Source organism: Mesorhizobium sp. LNHC209A00 (genome assembly GCF_000502915.1).
Taxonomy (GTDB): Bacteria; Pseudomonadota; Alphaproteobacteria; order Rhizobiales; family Rhizobiaceae; genus Mesorhizobium.
This window is the reverse complement of the sequence record NZ_AYWT01000001.1, coordinates 417,186-431,405: the sequence shown is the minus strand read 5'-3', so window position 1 is coordinate 431,405 and position 14,220 is coordinate 417,186. Positions and strand designations below refer to the sequence as shown.

Genomic DNA, 14,220 nt, shown 5'->3' with positions numbered 1-14,220 from the left:
ATCCGGCGGCTGAAGGATTGTCCCGGCCAGTTCGGCTTGGGGGCAGCGGCATTTCCTACGATATCGCAATCGCCGGCGCCGGTCCGGCCGGGCTCGCCGCGGCGCTCTATGTCAAGCGCGCCGGCCACCGCGTCACCATCTTCGAGCGCTTCGAGGAACCGAGGCCGGTAGGCTCCGGGCTGATCCTGCAGCCGACTGGGCTGACGGTGCTCGCCGAACTCGGCCTGCTCGACGACATCATGGCGCTGGGCAGCAGGATCGATCGGTTGCATGGCGTCGACGCCTCGAGCGGCCGCACCGTCCTCGATGTCCGCTACGATGCCCAGCGCGGCAACCGTTTCGGCCTGGCGGTGCACAGGGCCGCCCTGTTCGGCGTACTCTTTCGCGCTGCCCGGCGCGAGGCGATCCCCATCGAGACCGGCGTCGAAATCGAGACCCTGGAGACCGGCGAGCGGGTCACCCTGATCAAAGGTCATGGACGAAAGGCAGGGCCGTTCGATCTGATTGTCGACGCCAGCGGCGCGCGCTCCAAGCTGCGGCAGAGCATTGGCAATCAAGACGAGCCAAGGCCACTCACCTATGGCGCGTTCTGGGCATCGCTCGGCTGGCGCGGCGAGGGCTTTGACGAGCACGCGCTTCTGCAGCGCTACGACAAGGCCAGCGTGATGATCGGCGTGCTGCCGATCGGGCGGCCCGAGCCGGGCGCCGAGAAGACGGCGGCGTTCTTCTGGAGCCTGAAGCCGGCCGATGCCGACGCGGTGCGCGCCGGCGGTCTCGACACCTGGAAGGAGAGGGTGGTGCGGCTGTGGCCGCAGGCCGAGGCGTTCACAAGTCAGATCGACAGTTTCGACCAGCTCTCGCTGGCCCGCTACGGCCATCACACGATGAAGTTTCCGGTTGGCCGGCGGCTGGCCGTTATTGGCGACGCCGCCCATTCGGCCAGTCCGCAGCTTGGCCAGGGCGCCAACATGGCGCTGCTCGACGCCGCGGCACTTAACTATGCGCTGGCGCGAGCGGACGGCTTGGAGACAGCGCTGGAAGCTTATGCGCGAGCCCGGCGCCGGCATGTGCGGGTCTTTCAGGCGCTATCGCTGGCGTTCACGCCCTTCTACCAGTCGGATTCGGTGGCGCTGCCCTTCATCCGCGACAGGCTGGTGGCGACGATCGCCAAGATCCCGCCGGCGCCGCGGTTGCTGGCCGCGATGGTCGCCGGCACGGTGATCGATCCGTTCACGCCGGCTGGGCTTGCCGAAGCGCGATGGCCGGATCGCCTTGCCGAATGAGGCTCGATAGAAAGGATGGCTTCGCCCGCAGGAAGGCATGCAGGCGCTGCGGATAGTCCGGCGCCACGGCCTGCCTGATCGACGGGCGGTCACTCAACGCTCCGCGCCAGGCCTGGACAAGCGGCTTGCCGTCAAGAATGCCGAAATCGCCGATCCGATCGAAGGCTTCGAGGTAGCGGAAGACCGGACCGTAAACGGCATCGACGAGGGAAAAGCGCCTGCCAGCGAACCATGGCCCACTCGGCAAGCCGCCCGGCAGTTCAGCCTCAATACGGTCGAACATCGCCGACAGCGCGCTGGATTCGGCGAGGAAGCCGGCCTCGCTCGGCGCTGAATAGAACCGGCCGATGGCGTTGAGGATGGCTGAGCCATACTCGATCCAGGCACGGTGCCGGGCGCGTGCATAGGGGTCGGCGGGGTGGAGGGGATTGGCCTGCGTTTCCTCGAGGAATTCGAGGATGACCGCGGATTCGAAGATTATCGTCTCGTCGCCATTTTGCCGTACGCGCAGCAATGGCACCTTGCCGAGCGGCGAGATCGCCTTGAACCAGTCCGGTTTGTCGGCAAGGTCGATGTCGATCCGCTCGAAGGGCACACCTTTCTCGGCCAGCGAGATCGCGGCGCGCTGGACATAGGGGCAGAGCAAATGGCTGATGAGAACGAGGGTGTCGGCGGGTTCCATAGGAATGTGCCTTTCGAGGTCGATGCAATTGCATTTATGTAGATGCATGTGCATTGAACGTCAAGCTTGATGCATCTGCATCTATCGCCTATGGTAAGCCATGACGGAAAAAGCCAAGCCTTCGCCTGAAACCATCAAGGCCTGGGCCCGCCTGATGCGGGTTTCGCGCCAACTAATGGAACGGGCCGAAGACGCGCTGAAGGAGGGCGGCCTGCCGCCGCTCGCCTGGTACGACGTGCTGCATGAGCTTGCGGAGGCCGGAGAGGGCGGGTTGCGGCCGTTTCAATTGATTGAACGCACCCTGTTCGCGCAGTACAACATCTCGCGGCTATTGGCCCGGCTCGAGTCCGACGGGTTGGTCGAGAAACTGCCGGTGGCCGACGATGGCCGCGGCCAGACCATCCGCGTCTCGGCCAAGGGACGTGAGACGCGCCGCCGCATGTGGGCGATCTACGGCAGGTCGATCGAGGAACTGGTTGGTGCCAAACTCTCGCCGGATGAACTGAGCATGATCTCGGCACTGCTGGGCCGCCTGCGTCATCCGCCTACTACGGACTGAGCATCCGGATTGCGCGGCTGCGCGGAACATCGGCGGATTTTGCTTCTTTGCCCTTGCGCTGCTCACCGGATTGCGCAATATGCCGAACCGTAACGTACGGTACGGCAGGTCGAATTCACGCCCTGCTTTGTCCTGCCGAGGGAAGAGCGTGTTGCAAGACGTGCCCGACATCGACAACAGCGAGGCGCTGACGGAGCGGCAGCAGGCCGTTCTGGATGCGGCTTTGCGGCTGCTGGTCGAGGAGGGCGATCATCTGACCATGACCGCCGTGGCGCGCCGCGCGAGCTGTTCCAAGGAAACGCTCTACAAATGGTTCGGCGACCGCGACGGGCTCTTGACGGCGACCGTGCAGTGGCAGGCCTCGAAAGTGCGGGTGGCTTCGGTCGACGGCAAGGGGCTTGACCTTGCCTCGCTCACGGCGGGCCTGGAGCGCTTTGCCTCCGACTGGTTGAAGGTGATCTCCAGCGATACGTCGATCGCGCTCAATAGGGTGGCGGTCGGCCATGCCGGTTCGGGGAAGGACAATCTCGGCGCCGTCGTGCTGGAGAATGGGCGCTTTGCACTGGCCAAGCGGCTGAAGCCAGTGCTGGAAGCCGGCCGGCAGGCCGGGCTGCTTGAATTTGCGGATGCCGAGACGGCCTTCCGTACCTTTTTCGGGCTGGTTGGCCGGGATGTGCAGATCCGCCTGCTGCTCGGCGACCGGCTGGAATTGACTGAGGCGGCGATCGGCGGCGATGCCATCCGCGCGACGCATCAGTTTCTCGCTCTTTTCGGAGCAAAAAACGGGCCTCAAGGCTTTTGATCTTCAAAACGGGAAGGAAGTAAAATGCGTGTCTATTACGATCGTGATGCCGATCTCAACCTGATCAAGGGCAAGAAGGTTGCCATCATCGGCTATGGCAGCCAGGGCAGGGCGCATGCGCTCAACCTCAAGGATTCCGGCGCCAAGGAGATCGCAATCGGTCTCAAGGCCGGCTCGGCGACCGCCAAGAAGGTCGAGGCCGACGGGCTCAAGGTGATGAGCGTCGCCGACGCCGCCAAATGGGCCGACCTGATGATGATGGCGACGCCCGACGAATTGCAGGCCGACATCTACAAGAACGAGATCGCGCCGAACATCCGCGACGGCGCCGCGATCGCCTTCGCGCATGGCCTCAACGTGCATTTCGGCCTCATCGAGCCGAAGTCGACCGTCGATGTCGTCATGATCGCGCCGAAGGGCCCGGGCCACACGGTGCGCGGCGAATACCAGAAGGGCGGCGGCGTGCCGTGCCTGGTCGCCGTCAATCAGGACGCCTCAGGCAACGCGCTCGATCTCGCGCTGTCCTATGCCTGCGGCGTCGGCGGCGGCCGTTCGGGGATCATCGAGACCAATTTCCGCGAGGAATGCGAGACCGACCTGTTCGGCGAACAGGTCGTGCTGTGCGGCGGCCTGGTCGAACTGATCCGCGCCGGCTTCGAGACGCTGGTGGAAGCGGGCTACGCGCCCGAAATGGCCTATTTCGAGTGCCTGCACGAGGTCAAGCTGATCGTCGACCTGATCTATGAAGGCGGCATCGCCAACATGAACTACTCGATCTCGAACACCGCCGAGTGGGGCGAATATGTGTCGGGTCCGCGCATCATCACCGCCGAGACCAAAGCCGAGATGAAGCGCGTGCTGAAGGACATCCAGACGGGAAAGTTCACCTCGGAATGGATGCAGGAATACCGCGCCGGCATGTCGCGCTTCAAGGGCATCCGCCGCAACAACGACAGCCACCAGATCGAGGAAGTCGGCGCCAAGCTGCGCGCCATGATGCCGTGGATTTCCAAGAACAAGTTGGTCGACAAGGCCAAGAACTGAGGATTCGCGCTTCGCGATCAATAATGAAAACGGCGCCACGTGGCGCCGTTTTCATTTCTGGTATCAGCCGCAGGCAGCTCAGCTATAGGGCGACCAGCACTGCTGGCGCGGGCCGTTATAGGGTTGGAACGTGTTGTCGTAGGCGCGATACGAGCGGTAGCGGTTGTAGCACCATTGCACATGGGCGTTCGACAGCCGGCCGGCGCGATAATAGCGGCGCGGCGCCGGCGCATAGTAATCGTAGTTGTTGTAGTTGTTGTACATGCTGCCGAGGCCGAGCCCCAGGCCGAGACCGAGGACCGCGGCAGCGCCATCATCATAGTAGCGCCCGCCACGATAATGATGGCGGCCATGGCGCCAGCGCCAGTTGTCGCCGCCGTTCCAGTTGCCACCACCGTTCCAGTGGCGGCCGCTCCAGTTATCTGCGCCATTCCAGTGGCGGCCGTTCCAATTGCCTGACCGGCGCCATCTCCAATCGCCGCCGTTGTTGCCGCCAGCCCAGCCCTCGCGGACCGGGGTGACCGTCGGCGCGGAGGTGCTGGCCGGGATCGACACATCCGGCTGCAGAATCGGCCCGGCAGCGGATGGCGCCGTGATGCCGGAGACAATACCGAGCGCTATCAGCCCGGATTTGACAGTGGAAGAAAAGAGCGCGTTCATTGCACTTCTCCAAGAGAACAGGCCCCACGCCTACCCTGGGAATGGGCTTACCGTGGACCTTTGCGTCTGAACGGCGGATGAACGGAAAGGTTCCGTCAACCACAGCGCGAAGGCCATCAGGACCAAGGGATCCCTGCTTGTGGTCCCGCGCGATCTTGTCTTCCGCCGCTCTTGCAGGCAAAGGTCAGCGCATGTCGCTGCGCCTTGCCACCTTCAATGTCGAGAACCTGATGAACAGGTTCGATTTTTCCGGCTTTCGCAACCAGCTCAACGAGGATCGCACGCTGGCGCTCTTCGATATCCAGAGCGAGGCCGAGTACAAGATGCTGGAACAGGCGCGCGCCATCGCGCAATCCGACGACACGCGGCAGCTGACGGCGTTGGCGATTGCCGCCGCCCGTGCCGACATCATCTGCATGCAGGAGGTCGACAACATCGAGGCCTTGAAGGCCTTCGAGTACGGCTATCTGTTCAAGATGGTGGGGCAGGGCTACCGCCAGAAATACACCACGTCGGGCAATGATTCGCGCGGCATCGATGTCGCGGTGATGATGCGCAACGAGACCGCGCAGGGACAGCCGATCGAATTCGTGCGCATGACCAGCCACGCCTATGTCACCTACGAGCAGTTCGGGTTGCATACGCCGGAGCTGGCGGCCCTCGGCAACCAGCCCAATGAACGCATCTTCCGGCGCGACTGCCTGGAGGTCGACATCACGGTGGGCGGCGTGCCGTTGACGCTCTATCTCGTGCATTTCAAGTCCATGGGCTCGCCCCGCAACGGGCTCGACGGACGCGAGGCGACGATGCCGGTCCGCGTCGCGGAGGCGAAGGCCGTGCGGCGCATCATCGAGGAGCGTTTCGGGGCGGAACACGCGGCCGACAAGCGCTGGGCGATCTGCGGCGACATGAACGATTACCGCCAGCGGGTGAAGGTCGCCGGCGATGAGGTCGACGGCTACCGTTTCGAGGTGGTCGACGAGAACCTGTCCTGCGTCAATGTGCTGACGGCGGGCGGCTTCTGTGAAAATGTGGTCGAGCGGCGGCCGGAAATGAACCGCTGGACCTTCTATCACACACGCGGGCCGCAAGAGCGGCATCTGTGCCAGCTCGACTATATCCTGCTGTCAAAGGGGCTGGCGGCGAAGAACGCCACCGCCGTTCCCGACATCATCCGCAACGGCCAGCCCTGGCGCACGATCTTTCCCGCGGGGCAGGAAGTCGAGCGCTTCCCGCGCGCCGGCTGGGATCGGCCCAAGGCTTCGGATCACTGCCCGGTGGCGATCACGCTGGACATCGCTTGATGACGAGTATGGGCCTGATGAGGAGCATGGGCCTGATGGGCAGGATCGGGGCCTGATACGCATGAGCTTCGACCTGCCACGCAATGTCATCCTGCCTGTCGACGCCATCGACGTCCGTCTCGATGCGGCACCGCATCCCTTCGTTGTCGACAATCTGGCGGCGATTGCCGAGAACTGGCAGAGTGAGATCGAGGCCAATCCGGCGCTGTTCGACGGCACTGTGGTGCTGCTTTCCGAACTTGCCTATCGCGACCGCAGCCTCATCGGCCGCTGCCATGCGGTCAACTACTCGACCTTCATGCTATGGCGGAAGCGGCGCGAGAATTCCGGCGCCGAACACGCCTATGCCCATGCCGTGCTGGTGGCCGGCGACAACGCGCTGGTGGCGATCCGCATGGGACCGCGAACCGTCAATGCCGGCCGGGTCTATTTCGCCGCCGGTTCCTTCGAGCCGATCGATTTCCGCGACGGTCTCGTCGATGTCGATTTCAACATGATGCGGGAGGTGCGCGAGGAGACCGGCCTAAACCTGTCGAACGCCAGGCGTGGTGTGCGCTGGCACGCCCTGTCGACGGCAAGCGGCACCGTCATCTTCCGCCGCTATCATGTCGACGCGCCCGCCGATGAGATCGCGCGACGAATCTCGGCCTTCGTCGCCACCGAAGCCAACCCGGAGATCGAGGGGCCGGTGATCATCCGCCATGCCGGCGACCTGCCGGACGGCCTGTCGCCGCACATGAAGCCGCTGATCGAGTGGCATTTCGCGCGCGAGGGCTAACGCATCTTGTCTTGCGCTGCCTTGCTGTCGTTGCGGGCGGCGACGAAAAACAAGATGAAACCGATGCCCAGTAGCCCACCCATCGCCATGCCCATCGTCTGGCCGACGACCGCCTGGAAATCCGATGTGACCCGATCGGGATTGGCCATGCCGTAGCGGGCGAGGTACCACCATATGCCTGCAAGGGCGGCCTCGATGATCACCATCACCAGGGTTAGACGTGCCTTCTTGCTCATACATGTCCCTCGACTGGAAATGTCTTGCCTTAGCATCGTCGACCGGCGCGCGACAGTGCTGTCGGTGCCGGTGCAGGCAAGCGTGCAAGCTTGGGGAAAGCTGTTGATCGCGGCGGAGTGGCTCGGCCGCTATTCGTGCCGCAAGGCGTCGATAGGATCGAGCCTGGCGCCGCGCAGCGCCGGGAAGAAGCCGAACACCATGCCGATCAGCGCCGAGAAGCCGACGGCAAGCAGAATGACGGCCGGGCTTGGCGCGAAAGGTATCGTGAGCGTCACCGAGGCAAGGCCGGCCAGCGCCAGCCCAATCAGGATGCCGATGATGCCGCCAAGCAGCGACAGCACCGTCGCCTCGACCAGGAACTGGATGAGGATGTGCTTTTCGTGCGCGCCGATGGCGAGCCGGATGCCGATCTCGCGCGTGCGCTCGGTGACCGACACCAGCATGATGTTCATGATGCCGATGCCGCCGACCAGCAGGCTGACGCCGGCGACCGCGCCCAGCATGCCGGTCATGGTGGTGGTGGCGCTGGCCATGGCGTCGGCGATCTGGGTCATGTCGCGGATGCCGAAATCGCTCTCGCGGTCGGGCGTGATACGGCGCGCATCGCGCAGGATATCCTCGACGCGCGGCTGCAACTCGCTGGTCGGCGTGCGGTCGTCGGCGGCGATGTAGATGTTGTCGATGTCGCGATTGCCGGCGATGCGGCGCTGATAGGCGGCGAGCGGCATCAACACGACATTGTCCTGGTCCTGGCCGAAGCCGGTGTAGCCTTTCGGCTCGAGCAGGCCGATGATCCTGCAGGAGGTGCGGTTGACGCGGATGATCTCACCCTCGGGATCGCCGGCGCCGAAGAACTGCTGGCGCACCGTCTCGCCGATCAGGCAGACGCCGGTTCCCGAGCGGGTTTCGGAATCGCTGAAGGGGCGGCCGGACACCAGTTTCCAGTCGCGTGCGTCGAGATAGGCGCTGTCGGTGCCGGTGACGCCAGAGGTCAGGCTCTCGGTGCCGAAGAGGACGCGCACCTGCTTTTGCGCGGCCGGCGAGATGGCGCGGGCGCCGGTGAGATGCGCAACCAGCGCCGCCAGATCCTTTTCCGCCAGCGGCCGCACCGCCTGGTCGAGCCCGCCCGGACCGCCGGGGCCGGCCGGGCGCCCGGCTCGGACGACCAGCAGATTGCTGCCGAGCTTGGAAATGTCGGACTTAACCTTTTGCGTGGTGCCGGAGCCGATGGTCAGCATGGCAATCACGGCGGCGACGCCGATGACGATGCCGAGCAAGGTCAGGAACGAGCGCAGCACGTTGCGGCGGATCGAGCGCATCGAGAGGCGGACGGTTTCCCAGATCATGCCATCTCCATATTCATGGTGTCGGAGGCGACATGGCCGTCGAGGAAGCGGATGGTGCGCTCGGCATATTCGGCGACATCGGCTTCGTGGGTGACCATGGTGACGGTCAGGCCAAGCTCTTTGTTGAGCCGCGTCAGCAACTCCATGATCTCGTGCGTGCGTGCGGTGTCGAGATTGCCGGTCGGCTCGTCGGCGACGAGCAGCGTCGGCCTAGTGACGATGGCGCGTGCGATCGCCACGCGCTGCTGTTGGCCGCCCGACAATTCGGCCGGCGTATGATGCTCCCGGCCGACAAGGCCGACCTCGGCCAGCGCCTGCATGGCAAGGTCGCGGCGCTCGCGGGCGGCGACGCCGCGATAGATCAGCGGCAGCTCGACATTTTCGGCCGCGGTGGTGCGCGCCAGCAGATTGTAGCCCTGGAAGACGAAGCCGACATAGAGGTTGCGCAGCATGGCACGGCGGTTGCGGTCGAGCCGGCCGGCATCGACGCCCATGAAGGAATAGGTCCCGGCCGTCGGCGTGTCGAGGCAACCGATGATGTTCATCGCCGTCGACTTGCCGGAGCCCGATGGTCCCATGATGGCGACGAATTCACCGCGCTGGATGGCAAGGTCGACTCCGGCCAGCGCATGCACCTTGGCTTCGCCCTGGCCGTAGCTTTTCCAAACCTTGTCGAAGGTGATGAGGGGGGCGCCCGCGGCCACTGGCTCAGCTCCGCGACTGCGAAGCGGTGATGATCTGCGCGCCTTCCTCCAGGCCGGAGGTGATCTCGGTCAGTTCGCCATCGGTCGAACCGATCTTGACGTTGACCGGGCGCGGGCGGCCGTTCTCCAGCACATAGAGCGTACGGGACCCATCGGTCGGGGCCTTCGCCGCCTGGCGCTGGCGATTGCCGCGGCCCATGCGGCCGGTGAACAGGTCGCTTAGGCTCCAGCCGCGCGGCGCTTGCTGCGCCGGGCGATAGCGGAAAGCGGACGAGGGCACGGTGAGCACGCCCTTGGCTTCCCGCGTGACCACAGAAACGGTGGCGGTCATGCCGGGACGCAGCAGAAGCTCATTGTTGTCGACCTCGAGCCGCGCATTGTAGGTGACGACGCCGTCCGTGGTGACCGAGGCATAGGAGATGTCGCGGATTTCGGCATCGAACGGCCGCTCCGGGAAGGCGTCGACGGTGAAGCGGGCATGCTGGCCCGACTTGACCGCGCCGATATCGGCTTCGTCGACCGCCGCTACCAGTTCCATGTTCCTCAAATCGGCGGCGATGATGAACAGGACCGGCGCCTGCAGCGAGGAGGCGACCGTTTGGCCGGGGTCGACCGAACGCGTCAGCACGATGCCGTCGATCGGCGCGTAGATGGTGCTGTTGGCAAGGTCGGTCTGCTGCGACTTGAAATCGGCATTGGCGATGGCGAGATTGGCCTCGGCGCTTTCGAGCGCCGCCTTGGAACGGTCGCGCGCCGCGGTCGCTGCCTCGAGCGACTGGTCGGTTGCCATGCCGCGCTTGGTCAGGGCCGCGGCGCGGACAAGCGCACTCTCGTTCTCGGCGAGCGTCACCCTGGCGTCCTCCACATTGGCGGCCGCCCCCTTCGCGGACGCTTCGGCGCGTTCGATCTGGACCTGCAGCTTGGCGGTGTCGAGGGCCGCAAGCACGTCGCCCTTCTTGACCTGCTGGTTCTCGTTGACGGCGACCGAGCGTATGATGCCTGAGAGCTGGCTTGATATGTCGACCTGGGTGAGCGGCTGCAGCGTGCCTGTCGCCGACACCTGGACGGTGAGGTCGGCCTTGGCGGCCGGCACCGTGGTATAGTCAGTCCTGGTCGGCGTGCCCGCATACCATAGATAGAGGCCAAGGCCGGCGGCAAGCACGATAAGGGTCAGCAACGCATAGAGCCAGCCACGCCGGCGCGTCCTGCGTCGACCGGTCTGGTCTAGCCCAAGCGCCGTCTCGATGGCGGAATCCGATTCCGCCTTTGGCAGATTGACAATCTGGTCCACGTCGGACCCCTATGATGCGTATGTCCCTGTCTGTGCACAGATCAGGCTTACCGGTTCGAATATCAAATTAAATTTCGCCCATGTTGGGATTGAGGCAAGGATGCAAACCCGGAATTACTTGCTTTACGATGTGTTTACGACCGAGCGACTGGCCGGCAACCCGCTGGCGGTGGTGTTGGATTGCAAGGGTCTGGACACGGCCGCGATGCAGGCCATCGCGCGCGAGTTCAACCTGTCCGAATCGGTTTTCGTGTTGCCGCCGGACAATCCCAAGCACCGCAACCGCATCCGCATCTTCACGCCCGACTATGAAATGCCGTTCGCCGGCCATCCGACGGTGGGCTCGGCCATCGCGCTAGCCGAACTGGCGGGCGAGGGCGGCGCCGGCATCTTCGTGCTTGAAGAGAACATCGGCCCGGTGCGTTGCGCGGTCAGCACGCACGATGACGCCACATTCGCCGAGTTCGACCTGGCGAAATTGCCGGAGCCGCTGAAGCTGGAGGCCGATCCGGAGGCGATCGGCGCTGCCCTTGGCCTGGCGCCGCACGAGATCGGCTTCGAGAATCACCGCGTCGCCTTCTGGTCGGCCGGCGTGCCCTATGTGACCATTCCGGTCGCCAACCTCGAAGCGGCGGGCCGGATCCGGCTGGACAACCAGGCGTGGTCCGAACTGGCGCCGCGCAAGAGCGAATGGGCCTTCGCCAGCCCGTACGTCTATTGCCGCGAAACGGTGAACCACGAAAGCGCTTTCCATGTCCGCATGATCGTTCCCGGCACGCCTTCCTACGAGGACCCGGCGACCGGTTCGGCGGCGGCGGCCTTCGCCGGCGCCATCATGCATTTCGACGGCCCGACGGACGGGGTTTCGCAGCTATGGATCGAACAGGGACTGGAGATGGGCCGGCCGTCGCGTATCCGCCTCGAACTGACAGTGCAAGGCGGAAAACTGGCGTCCGCGCGCATTGGCGGGCATGCGATCAAGGTGGCGGAAGGCAAGCTTTTCGTCTGATTGGAGAGAGCCCCGCTCGATTTGTCGGGAAATGATTCCAGCAGGGCTGGACAGGACCGGTATCGGCGGCTATATGCCCGCCAACGCCGGTTTTTGCCGGTCGAGTGGGTGCGTAGCTCAGTTGGTAGAGCAGCTGACTCTTAATCAGCGGGTCCACAGTTCAATCCTGTGCGCACCCACCAAAAATCCTTGGATTTGGTGGAAAGACCTTGGAATAAGCCGGTTCAATCGCCGCGCTCGTTTCGTCACTATTCGGCTGCCTTCGCAGCCGGGCCGCCTGTGGGGCGAGCCGTCGGACTTTGCAGCCGAGTTGGGGCAGCCGAGTTGGGGCAGCCGAGTTGGGCAAAGACCGCGATTGCGGCGACCGAAAAACGCGATTCAGAAACTTGCCGAAACGGAAACCAATGCCGTTGTCCGCGTTCTGACGACCAGCATCAACGCTGGCCTTTCCTCGTGAAAAGTCGCTGATGAGCCACCGGACCAATATGAGGAAGAGGACAAGGAGGATGTCTCCGGGTCCGTCACCCGAAAACCCGCTACGCCAAATATACCGGCAAGCAGCACGGCGATAGTGGCGGCAGCAGCGAGGGGATCAAGTTTTTCATCCACCAGAGTTACTGAATAACTGCAAGAAAAGGAAGATCGCCGCCCGGAAAAGCTTTTATCCACGGTTGACGCTGGTGACTATTTCTCAGACACGCCCGCCTCGGCAAAGCTCGCCATGCGAGCGTGGCACTCCAGCGCCGAGCGGACGATGTTGACGGCGAGGCATGCACCGGAACCTTCGCCTAGCCGCATGCCGAGATCGAGCAGCGGCGGCAGGGCCAGCGCTTCGAGCAGGCCGCGGTGGCCCGATTCGGCTGAGACGTGAGCAGCAATCGTGTGGGCGAGGCCAGTTGGGTGCAGCTTCGCCAGCGGCGCGGCGGCGGCGGTGCAGACGAAGCCGTCGAGCAGCACGGGTATGCCGAGGTGACGGGCGGCGAGCGTGGCGCCGAAGATGGCGGCGAGTTCGCGTCCGCCGAGGCTGGCAGCGATCCCCAACGGGTCGGCAAGGGCAGCGGCATGGCGCTTCAGGCCGGCTTCGATGGCGACCACCTTGCGCTTCAGGCCGGCATCGTCGACGCCGGTGCCGCGCCCCGTCCATTTTTCCGCCCCACCGCCGAATAGCGCCGCCGAAATAGCGGCCGCCGGCGTGGTGTTGCCGATGCCCATTTCGCCAAAGCAGACCAGGTCGAGGTCTTTCGTTATGGCGTCATAGCCCGCCGAGACAGCGGCGAGGAAGGCCTTCTCATCCATTGCCGCCACTTGCGTGAAATCGCCGCTTGGATGATCGAGATCGAGCGGGATGACGTCGAGTTCGGCGCCGGCGATGCGGGCGAGCTGGTTGATGGCGGCACCGCCGCCGGCAAAATTCGCCACCATCTGCACGGTGACTTCGGAGGGGTAGGCCGACACGCCCTGCGCGGTGACGCCGTGGTTGCCGGCGAAGACGAACACTTTCACCCGGTCGAGCCTGGGCATGTCGCGGCCTTGCCAGCGCGCCAGCCAGGCGGCGATCGTTTCGAGCTTGCCGAGGCTGCCTTGCGGTTTGGTCAGCGTGTCCTGGCGGTTTGCAACGGCCTTTGCAGCGGTATCGCTGCCGGCGGGCAGATCGAGGCAGGCGGCGCGCAATTCATCGAGGGATTTGAAGGGCATGGGGGGAAGGTCTCCGGAAAGGAATCAAGGGGAATCAGGCCAAGGCGATCAAGAGAGCGCGACGGAAGCGACGAGCAGCACCGCGATTTCGCTCAACTGTTGCAAGGCGCCAACCGCGTCGCCGGTCTGGCCCTCGATCTGGTTGAGGCAAAGGGCGTGGAAGGCGGCAAAGAACAGGCCGAGCAGGATGAGCGCGGCAATGGCGCCGCCAAGCCCGAGGAGGAGCAGCGGAATCGCGCCGAGCACGGCTCCGGCTATTGCCGTTTCGAGCGAAACGGTGCCGGCGCCAGCCGACAGGCCGTCGGACCGCGCCGGCGGCAAAAGATGCATGCAGGCACCGAGCACGCCACGCGAGGCTGCGTGCGCCGCGACGAGAGCAAACAGGGCCTGTGTGGGTTCGACCACTTGCGACAGCGCGCTCCAGCGGATCAGCAGCGATAGCGCCAGCGCCACGGCGCCATAAGCGCCGATGCGGCTGTCGCGCATGATCTCGAGCTTGCGCCCGCGCGACTTGCCGCCGCCGAAGCCGTCGGCGACGTCCGACAATCCATCCTCATGCAGGCAGCCCGTGGTAGCCACGGTTGCAACAAGGGCAAGGGCGGCCGACGGGCCAATGGCAAGGCCAAACCGTTCCGCCGTGGCAAAGACGATGGCGCCGATCAAGCCGACGACAAGGCCGGCAATCGGGGCGGCCCAGATCGCGGCGGCGAGGCCCCGGCCACGAAAATCGAACACTGGCAGCGGCAGGCGGGTGAAAAAAACCAGGCAGAGCGCGATGTCGTCGAGGACTTGCCGGGGCGACAGGGTGATTTTCGGGAGCTTCATC

15 protein-coding genes and 1 tRNA gene are annotated in these 14,220 nt (G+C 64.6%); 8 read left to right on the top strand and 8 right to left on the bottom strand.

Translation table 11 applies throughout. From position 1 onward, the window contains the following. The first annotated feature begins 17 nt into the window (after positions 1 to 17). Positions 18 to 1,283, top strand: coding sequence for an NAD(P)/FAD-dependent oxidoreductase (locus X739_RS163750; RefSeq protein WP_023769754.1), 1,266 nt, complete (start codon positions 18 to 20; stop codon positions 1,281 to 1,283). On the opposite strand, the gene X739_RS163755 is transcribed toward X739_RS163750, so the two are convergent. Further along, positions 1,231 to 1,965 carry a glutathione S-transferase family protein gene (locus X739_RS163755; protein ID WP_023769755.1) on the bottom strand — a complete coding sequence of 245 codons (735 nt, stop codon included), beginning with the start codon at positions 1,963 to 1,965 and terminating at the stop codon, positions 1,231 to 1,233. The two genes, X739_RS163750 and X739_RS163755, sit on opposite strands and share 53 nt — an antisense overlap. A 100-nt stretch (positions 1,966 to 2,065) precedes the next feature. Here X739_RS163755 and X739_RS163760 point away from each other — a divergent pair, with 100 nt between their 5' ends. The 3 genes from X739_RS163760 (at position 2,066) to ilvC (ending at position 4,370) form a co-directional block, all read left to right on the top strand. Then, a complete protein-coding gene (locus X739_RS163760) occupies positions 2,066 to 2,524 on the top strand; it encodes a MarR family winged helix-turn-helix transcriptional regulator (protein WP_023769756.1) in 459 nt (152 codons plus the stop codon). A 148-nt stretch (positions 2,525 to 2,672) separates the two neighbouring features. Then, positions 2,673 to 3,326 carry a TetR/AcrR family transcriptional regulator gene (locus X739_RS163765; protein WP_023769757.1) on the top strand — a complete coding sequence of 218 codons (654 nt, stop codon included), beginning with the start codon at positions 2,673 to 2,675 and terminating at the stop codon, positions 3,324 to 3,326. Between the two features lie 24 nt (positions 3,327 to 3,350). Then, positions 3,351 to 4,370, top strand: a complete 1,020-nt coding sequence (gene ilvC, locus X739_RS163770; RefSeq protein ID WP_013531065.1) for a ketol-acid reductoisomerase — start codon at positions 3,351 to 3,353, stop codon at positions 4,368 to 4,370. A gap of 78 nt (positions 4,371 to 4,448) precedes the next feature. On the opposite strand, the gene X739_RS163775 is transcribed toward ilvC, so the two are convergent. Continuing rightward, positions 4,449 to 5,030 carry a BA14K family protein gene (locus X739_RS163775; RefSeq protein ID WP_023769758.1) on the bottom strand — a complete coding sequence of 194 codons (582 nt, stop codon included), beginning with the start codon at positions 5,028 to 5,030 and terminating at the stop codon, positions 4,449 to 4,451. A gap of 191 nt (positions 5,031 to 5,221) precedes the next feature. Here X739_RS163775 and X739_RS163780 point away from each other — a divergent pair, with 191 nt between their 5' ends. Both X739_RS163780 and X739_RS163785 read left to right on the top strand, forming a co-directional pair. Next, positions 5,222 to 6,334, top strand: a complete 1,113-nt coding sequence (locus tag X739_RS163780) for an endonuclease/exonuclease/phosphatase family protein (protein WP_023769759.1) — start codon at positions 5,222 to 5,224, stop codon at positions 6,332 to 6,334. Between the two features lie 61 nt (positions 6,335 to 6,395). Further along, a complete protein-coding gene (locus X739_RS163785; protein WP_023791989.1) occupies positions 6,396 to 7,112 on the top strand; it encodes a hypothetical protein in 717 nt (238 codons plus the stop codon). Here the strand turns inward: X739_RS163785 and X739_RS163790 are convergent. The 4 genes from X739_RS163790 to X739_RS163805 all read right to left on the bottom strand — a co-directional run bounded on the left by X739_RS163790 (position 7,109) and on the right by X739_RS163805 (position 10,690). Beyond that, positions 7,109 to 7,348: a hypothetical protein gene (locus X739_RS163790; protein WP_023769761.1), complete on the bottom strand. Its 240-nt coding sequence runs from the start codon at positions 7,346 to 7,348 to the stop codon at positions 7,109 to 7,111. The two genes, X739_RS163785 and X739_RS163790, sit on opposite strands and share 4 nt — an antisense overlap. 129 nt (positions 7,349 to 7,477) lie before the next feature. After that, entirely contained in the window at positions 7,478 to 8,695 is a 1,218-nt protein-coding gene (locus tag X739_RS163795; RefSeq protein ID WP_023791985.1) for an ABC transporter permease, read from the bottom strand. Beyond that, positions 8,692 to 9,399 carry an ABC transporter ATP-binding protein gene (locus X739_RS163800; protein WP_023791982.1) on the bottom strand — a complete coding sequence of 236 codons (708 nt, stop codon included), beginning with the start codon at positions 9,397 to 9,399 and terminating at the stop codon, positions 8,692 to 8,694. Before X739_RS163800 ends, X739_RS163795 begins: the two co-directional genes overlap by 4 nt. Positions 9,400 to 9,403: 4 nt before the next feature. Beyond that, positions 9,404 to 10,690 (bottom strand): efflux RND transporter periplasmic adaptor subunit, encoded by a 1,287-nt coding sequence (locus X739_RS163805; protein WP_023791978.1) that lies wholly within the window; start codon positions 10,688 to 10,690, stop codon positions 9,404 to 9,406. A gap of 100 nt (positions 10,691 to 10,790) precedes the next feature. Between X739_RS163805 and X739_RS163810 the strand changes: the two genes are divergently transcribed. Both X739_RS163810 and X739_RS163815 read left to right on the top strand, forming a co-directional pair. Continuing rightward, positions 10,791 to 11,699, top strand: coding sequence for a PhzF family phenazine biosynthesis protein (locus X739_RS163810; protein WP_023769765.1), 909 nt, complete (start codon positions 10,791 to 10,793; stop codon positions 11,697 to 11,699). Between the two features lie 106 nt (positions 11,700 to 11,805). Next, positions 11,806 to 11,881: transfer RNA gene (locus tag X739_RS163815), tRNA-Lys, on the top strand. Between the two features lie 502 nt (positions 11,882 to 12,383). Here the strand turns inward: X739_RS163815 and cobT are convergent. Further along, the gene (gene cobT, locus X739_RS163820; protein ID WP_023782644.1) at positions 12,384 to 13,394 is read right to left on the bottom strand and encodes a nicotinate-nucleotide--dimethylbenzimidazole phosphoribosyltransferase; all 1,011 of its coding nucleotides are present in this window, start codon (positions 13,392 to 13,394) and stop codon (positions 12,384 to 12,386) included. Between the two features lie 48 nt (positions 13,395 to 13,442). After that, positions 13,443 to 14,219 carry an adenosylcobinamide-GDP ribazoletransferase gene (locus X739_RS163825; protein ID WP_023791970.1) on the bottom strand — a complete coding sequence of 259 codons (777 nt, stop codon included), beginning with the start codon at positions 14,217 to 14,219 and terminating at the stop codon, positions 13,443 to 13,445. Position 14,220 lies beyond the last annotated feature (1 nt).

Excerpts from the sequence above, each read along its gene's own strand:
- X739_RS163755 (WP_023769755.1), bottom strand. The coding sequence starts at position 1,965 with ATGGAACCCGCCGACACCCTCGTTCTCATCAGCCATTTGCTCTGCCCC.
- ilvC (WP_013531065.1), top strand. The coding sequence starts at position 3,351 with ATGCGTGTCTATTACGATCGTGATGCCGATCTCAACCTGATCAAGGGC.
- X739_RS163790 (WP_023769761.1), bottom strand. The coding sequence starts at position 7,348 with ATGAGCAAGAAGGCACGTCTAACCCTGGTGATGGTGATCATCGAGGCC.
- X739_RS163760 (WP_023769756.1), top strand. The coding sequence starts at position 2,066 with ATGACGGAAAAAGCCAAGCCTTCGCCTGAAACCATCAAGGCCTGGGCC.
- X739_RS163810 (WP_023769765.1), top strand. The coding sequence starts at position 10,791 with ATGCAAACCCGGAATTACTTGCTTTACGATGTGTTTACGACCGAGCGA.
- cobT (WP_023782644.1), bottom strand. The coding sequence starts at position 13,394 with ATGCCCTTCAAATCCCTCGATGAATTGCGCGCCGCCTGCCTCGATCTG.
- X739_RS163795 (WP_023791985.1), bottom strand. The coding sequence starts at position 8,695 with ATGATCTGGGAAACCGTCCGCCTCTCGATGCGCTCGATCCGCCGCAAC.
- X739_RS163780 (WP_023769759.1), top strand. The coding sequence starts at position 5,222 with ATGTCGCTGCGCCTTGCCACCTTCAATGTCGAGAACCTGATGAACAGG.
- X739_RS163825 (WP_023791970.1), bottom strand. The coding sequence starts at position 14,219 with ATGAAGCTCCCGAAAATCACCCTGTCGCCCCGGCAAGTCCTCGACGAC.
- X739_RS163785 (WP_023791989.1), top strand. The coding sequence starts at position 6,396 with ATGAGCTTCGACCTGCCACGCAATGTCATCCTGCCTGTCGACGCCATC.
- X739_RS163775 (WP_023769758.1), bottom strand. The coding sequence starts at position 5,030 with ATGAACGCGCTCTTTTCTTCCACTGTCAAATCCGGGCTGATAGCGCTC.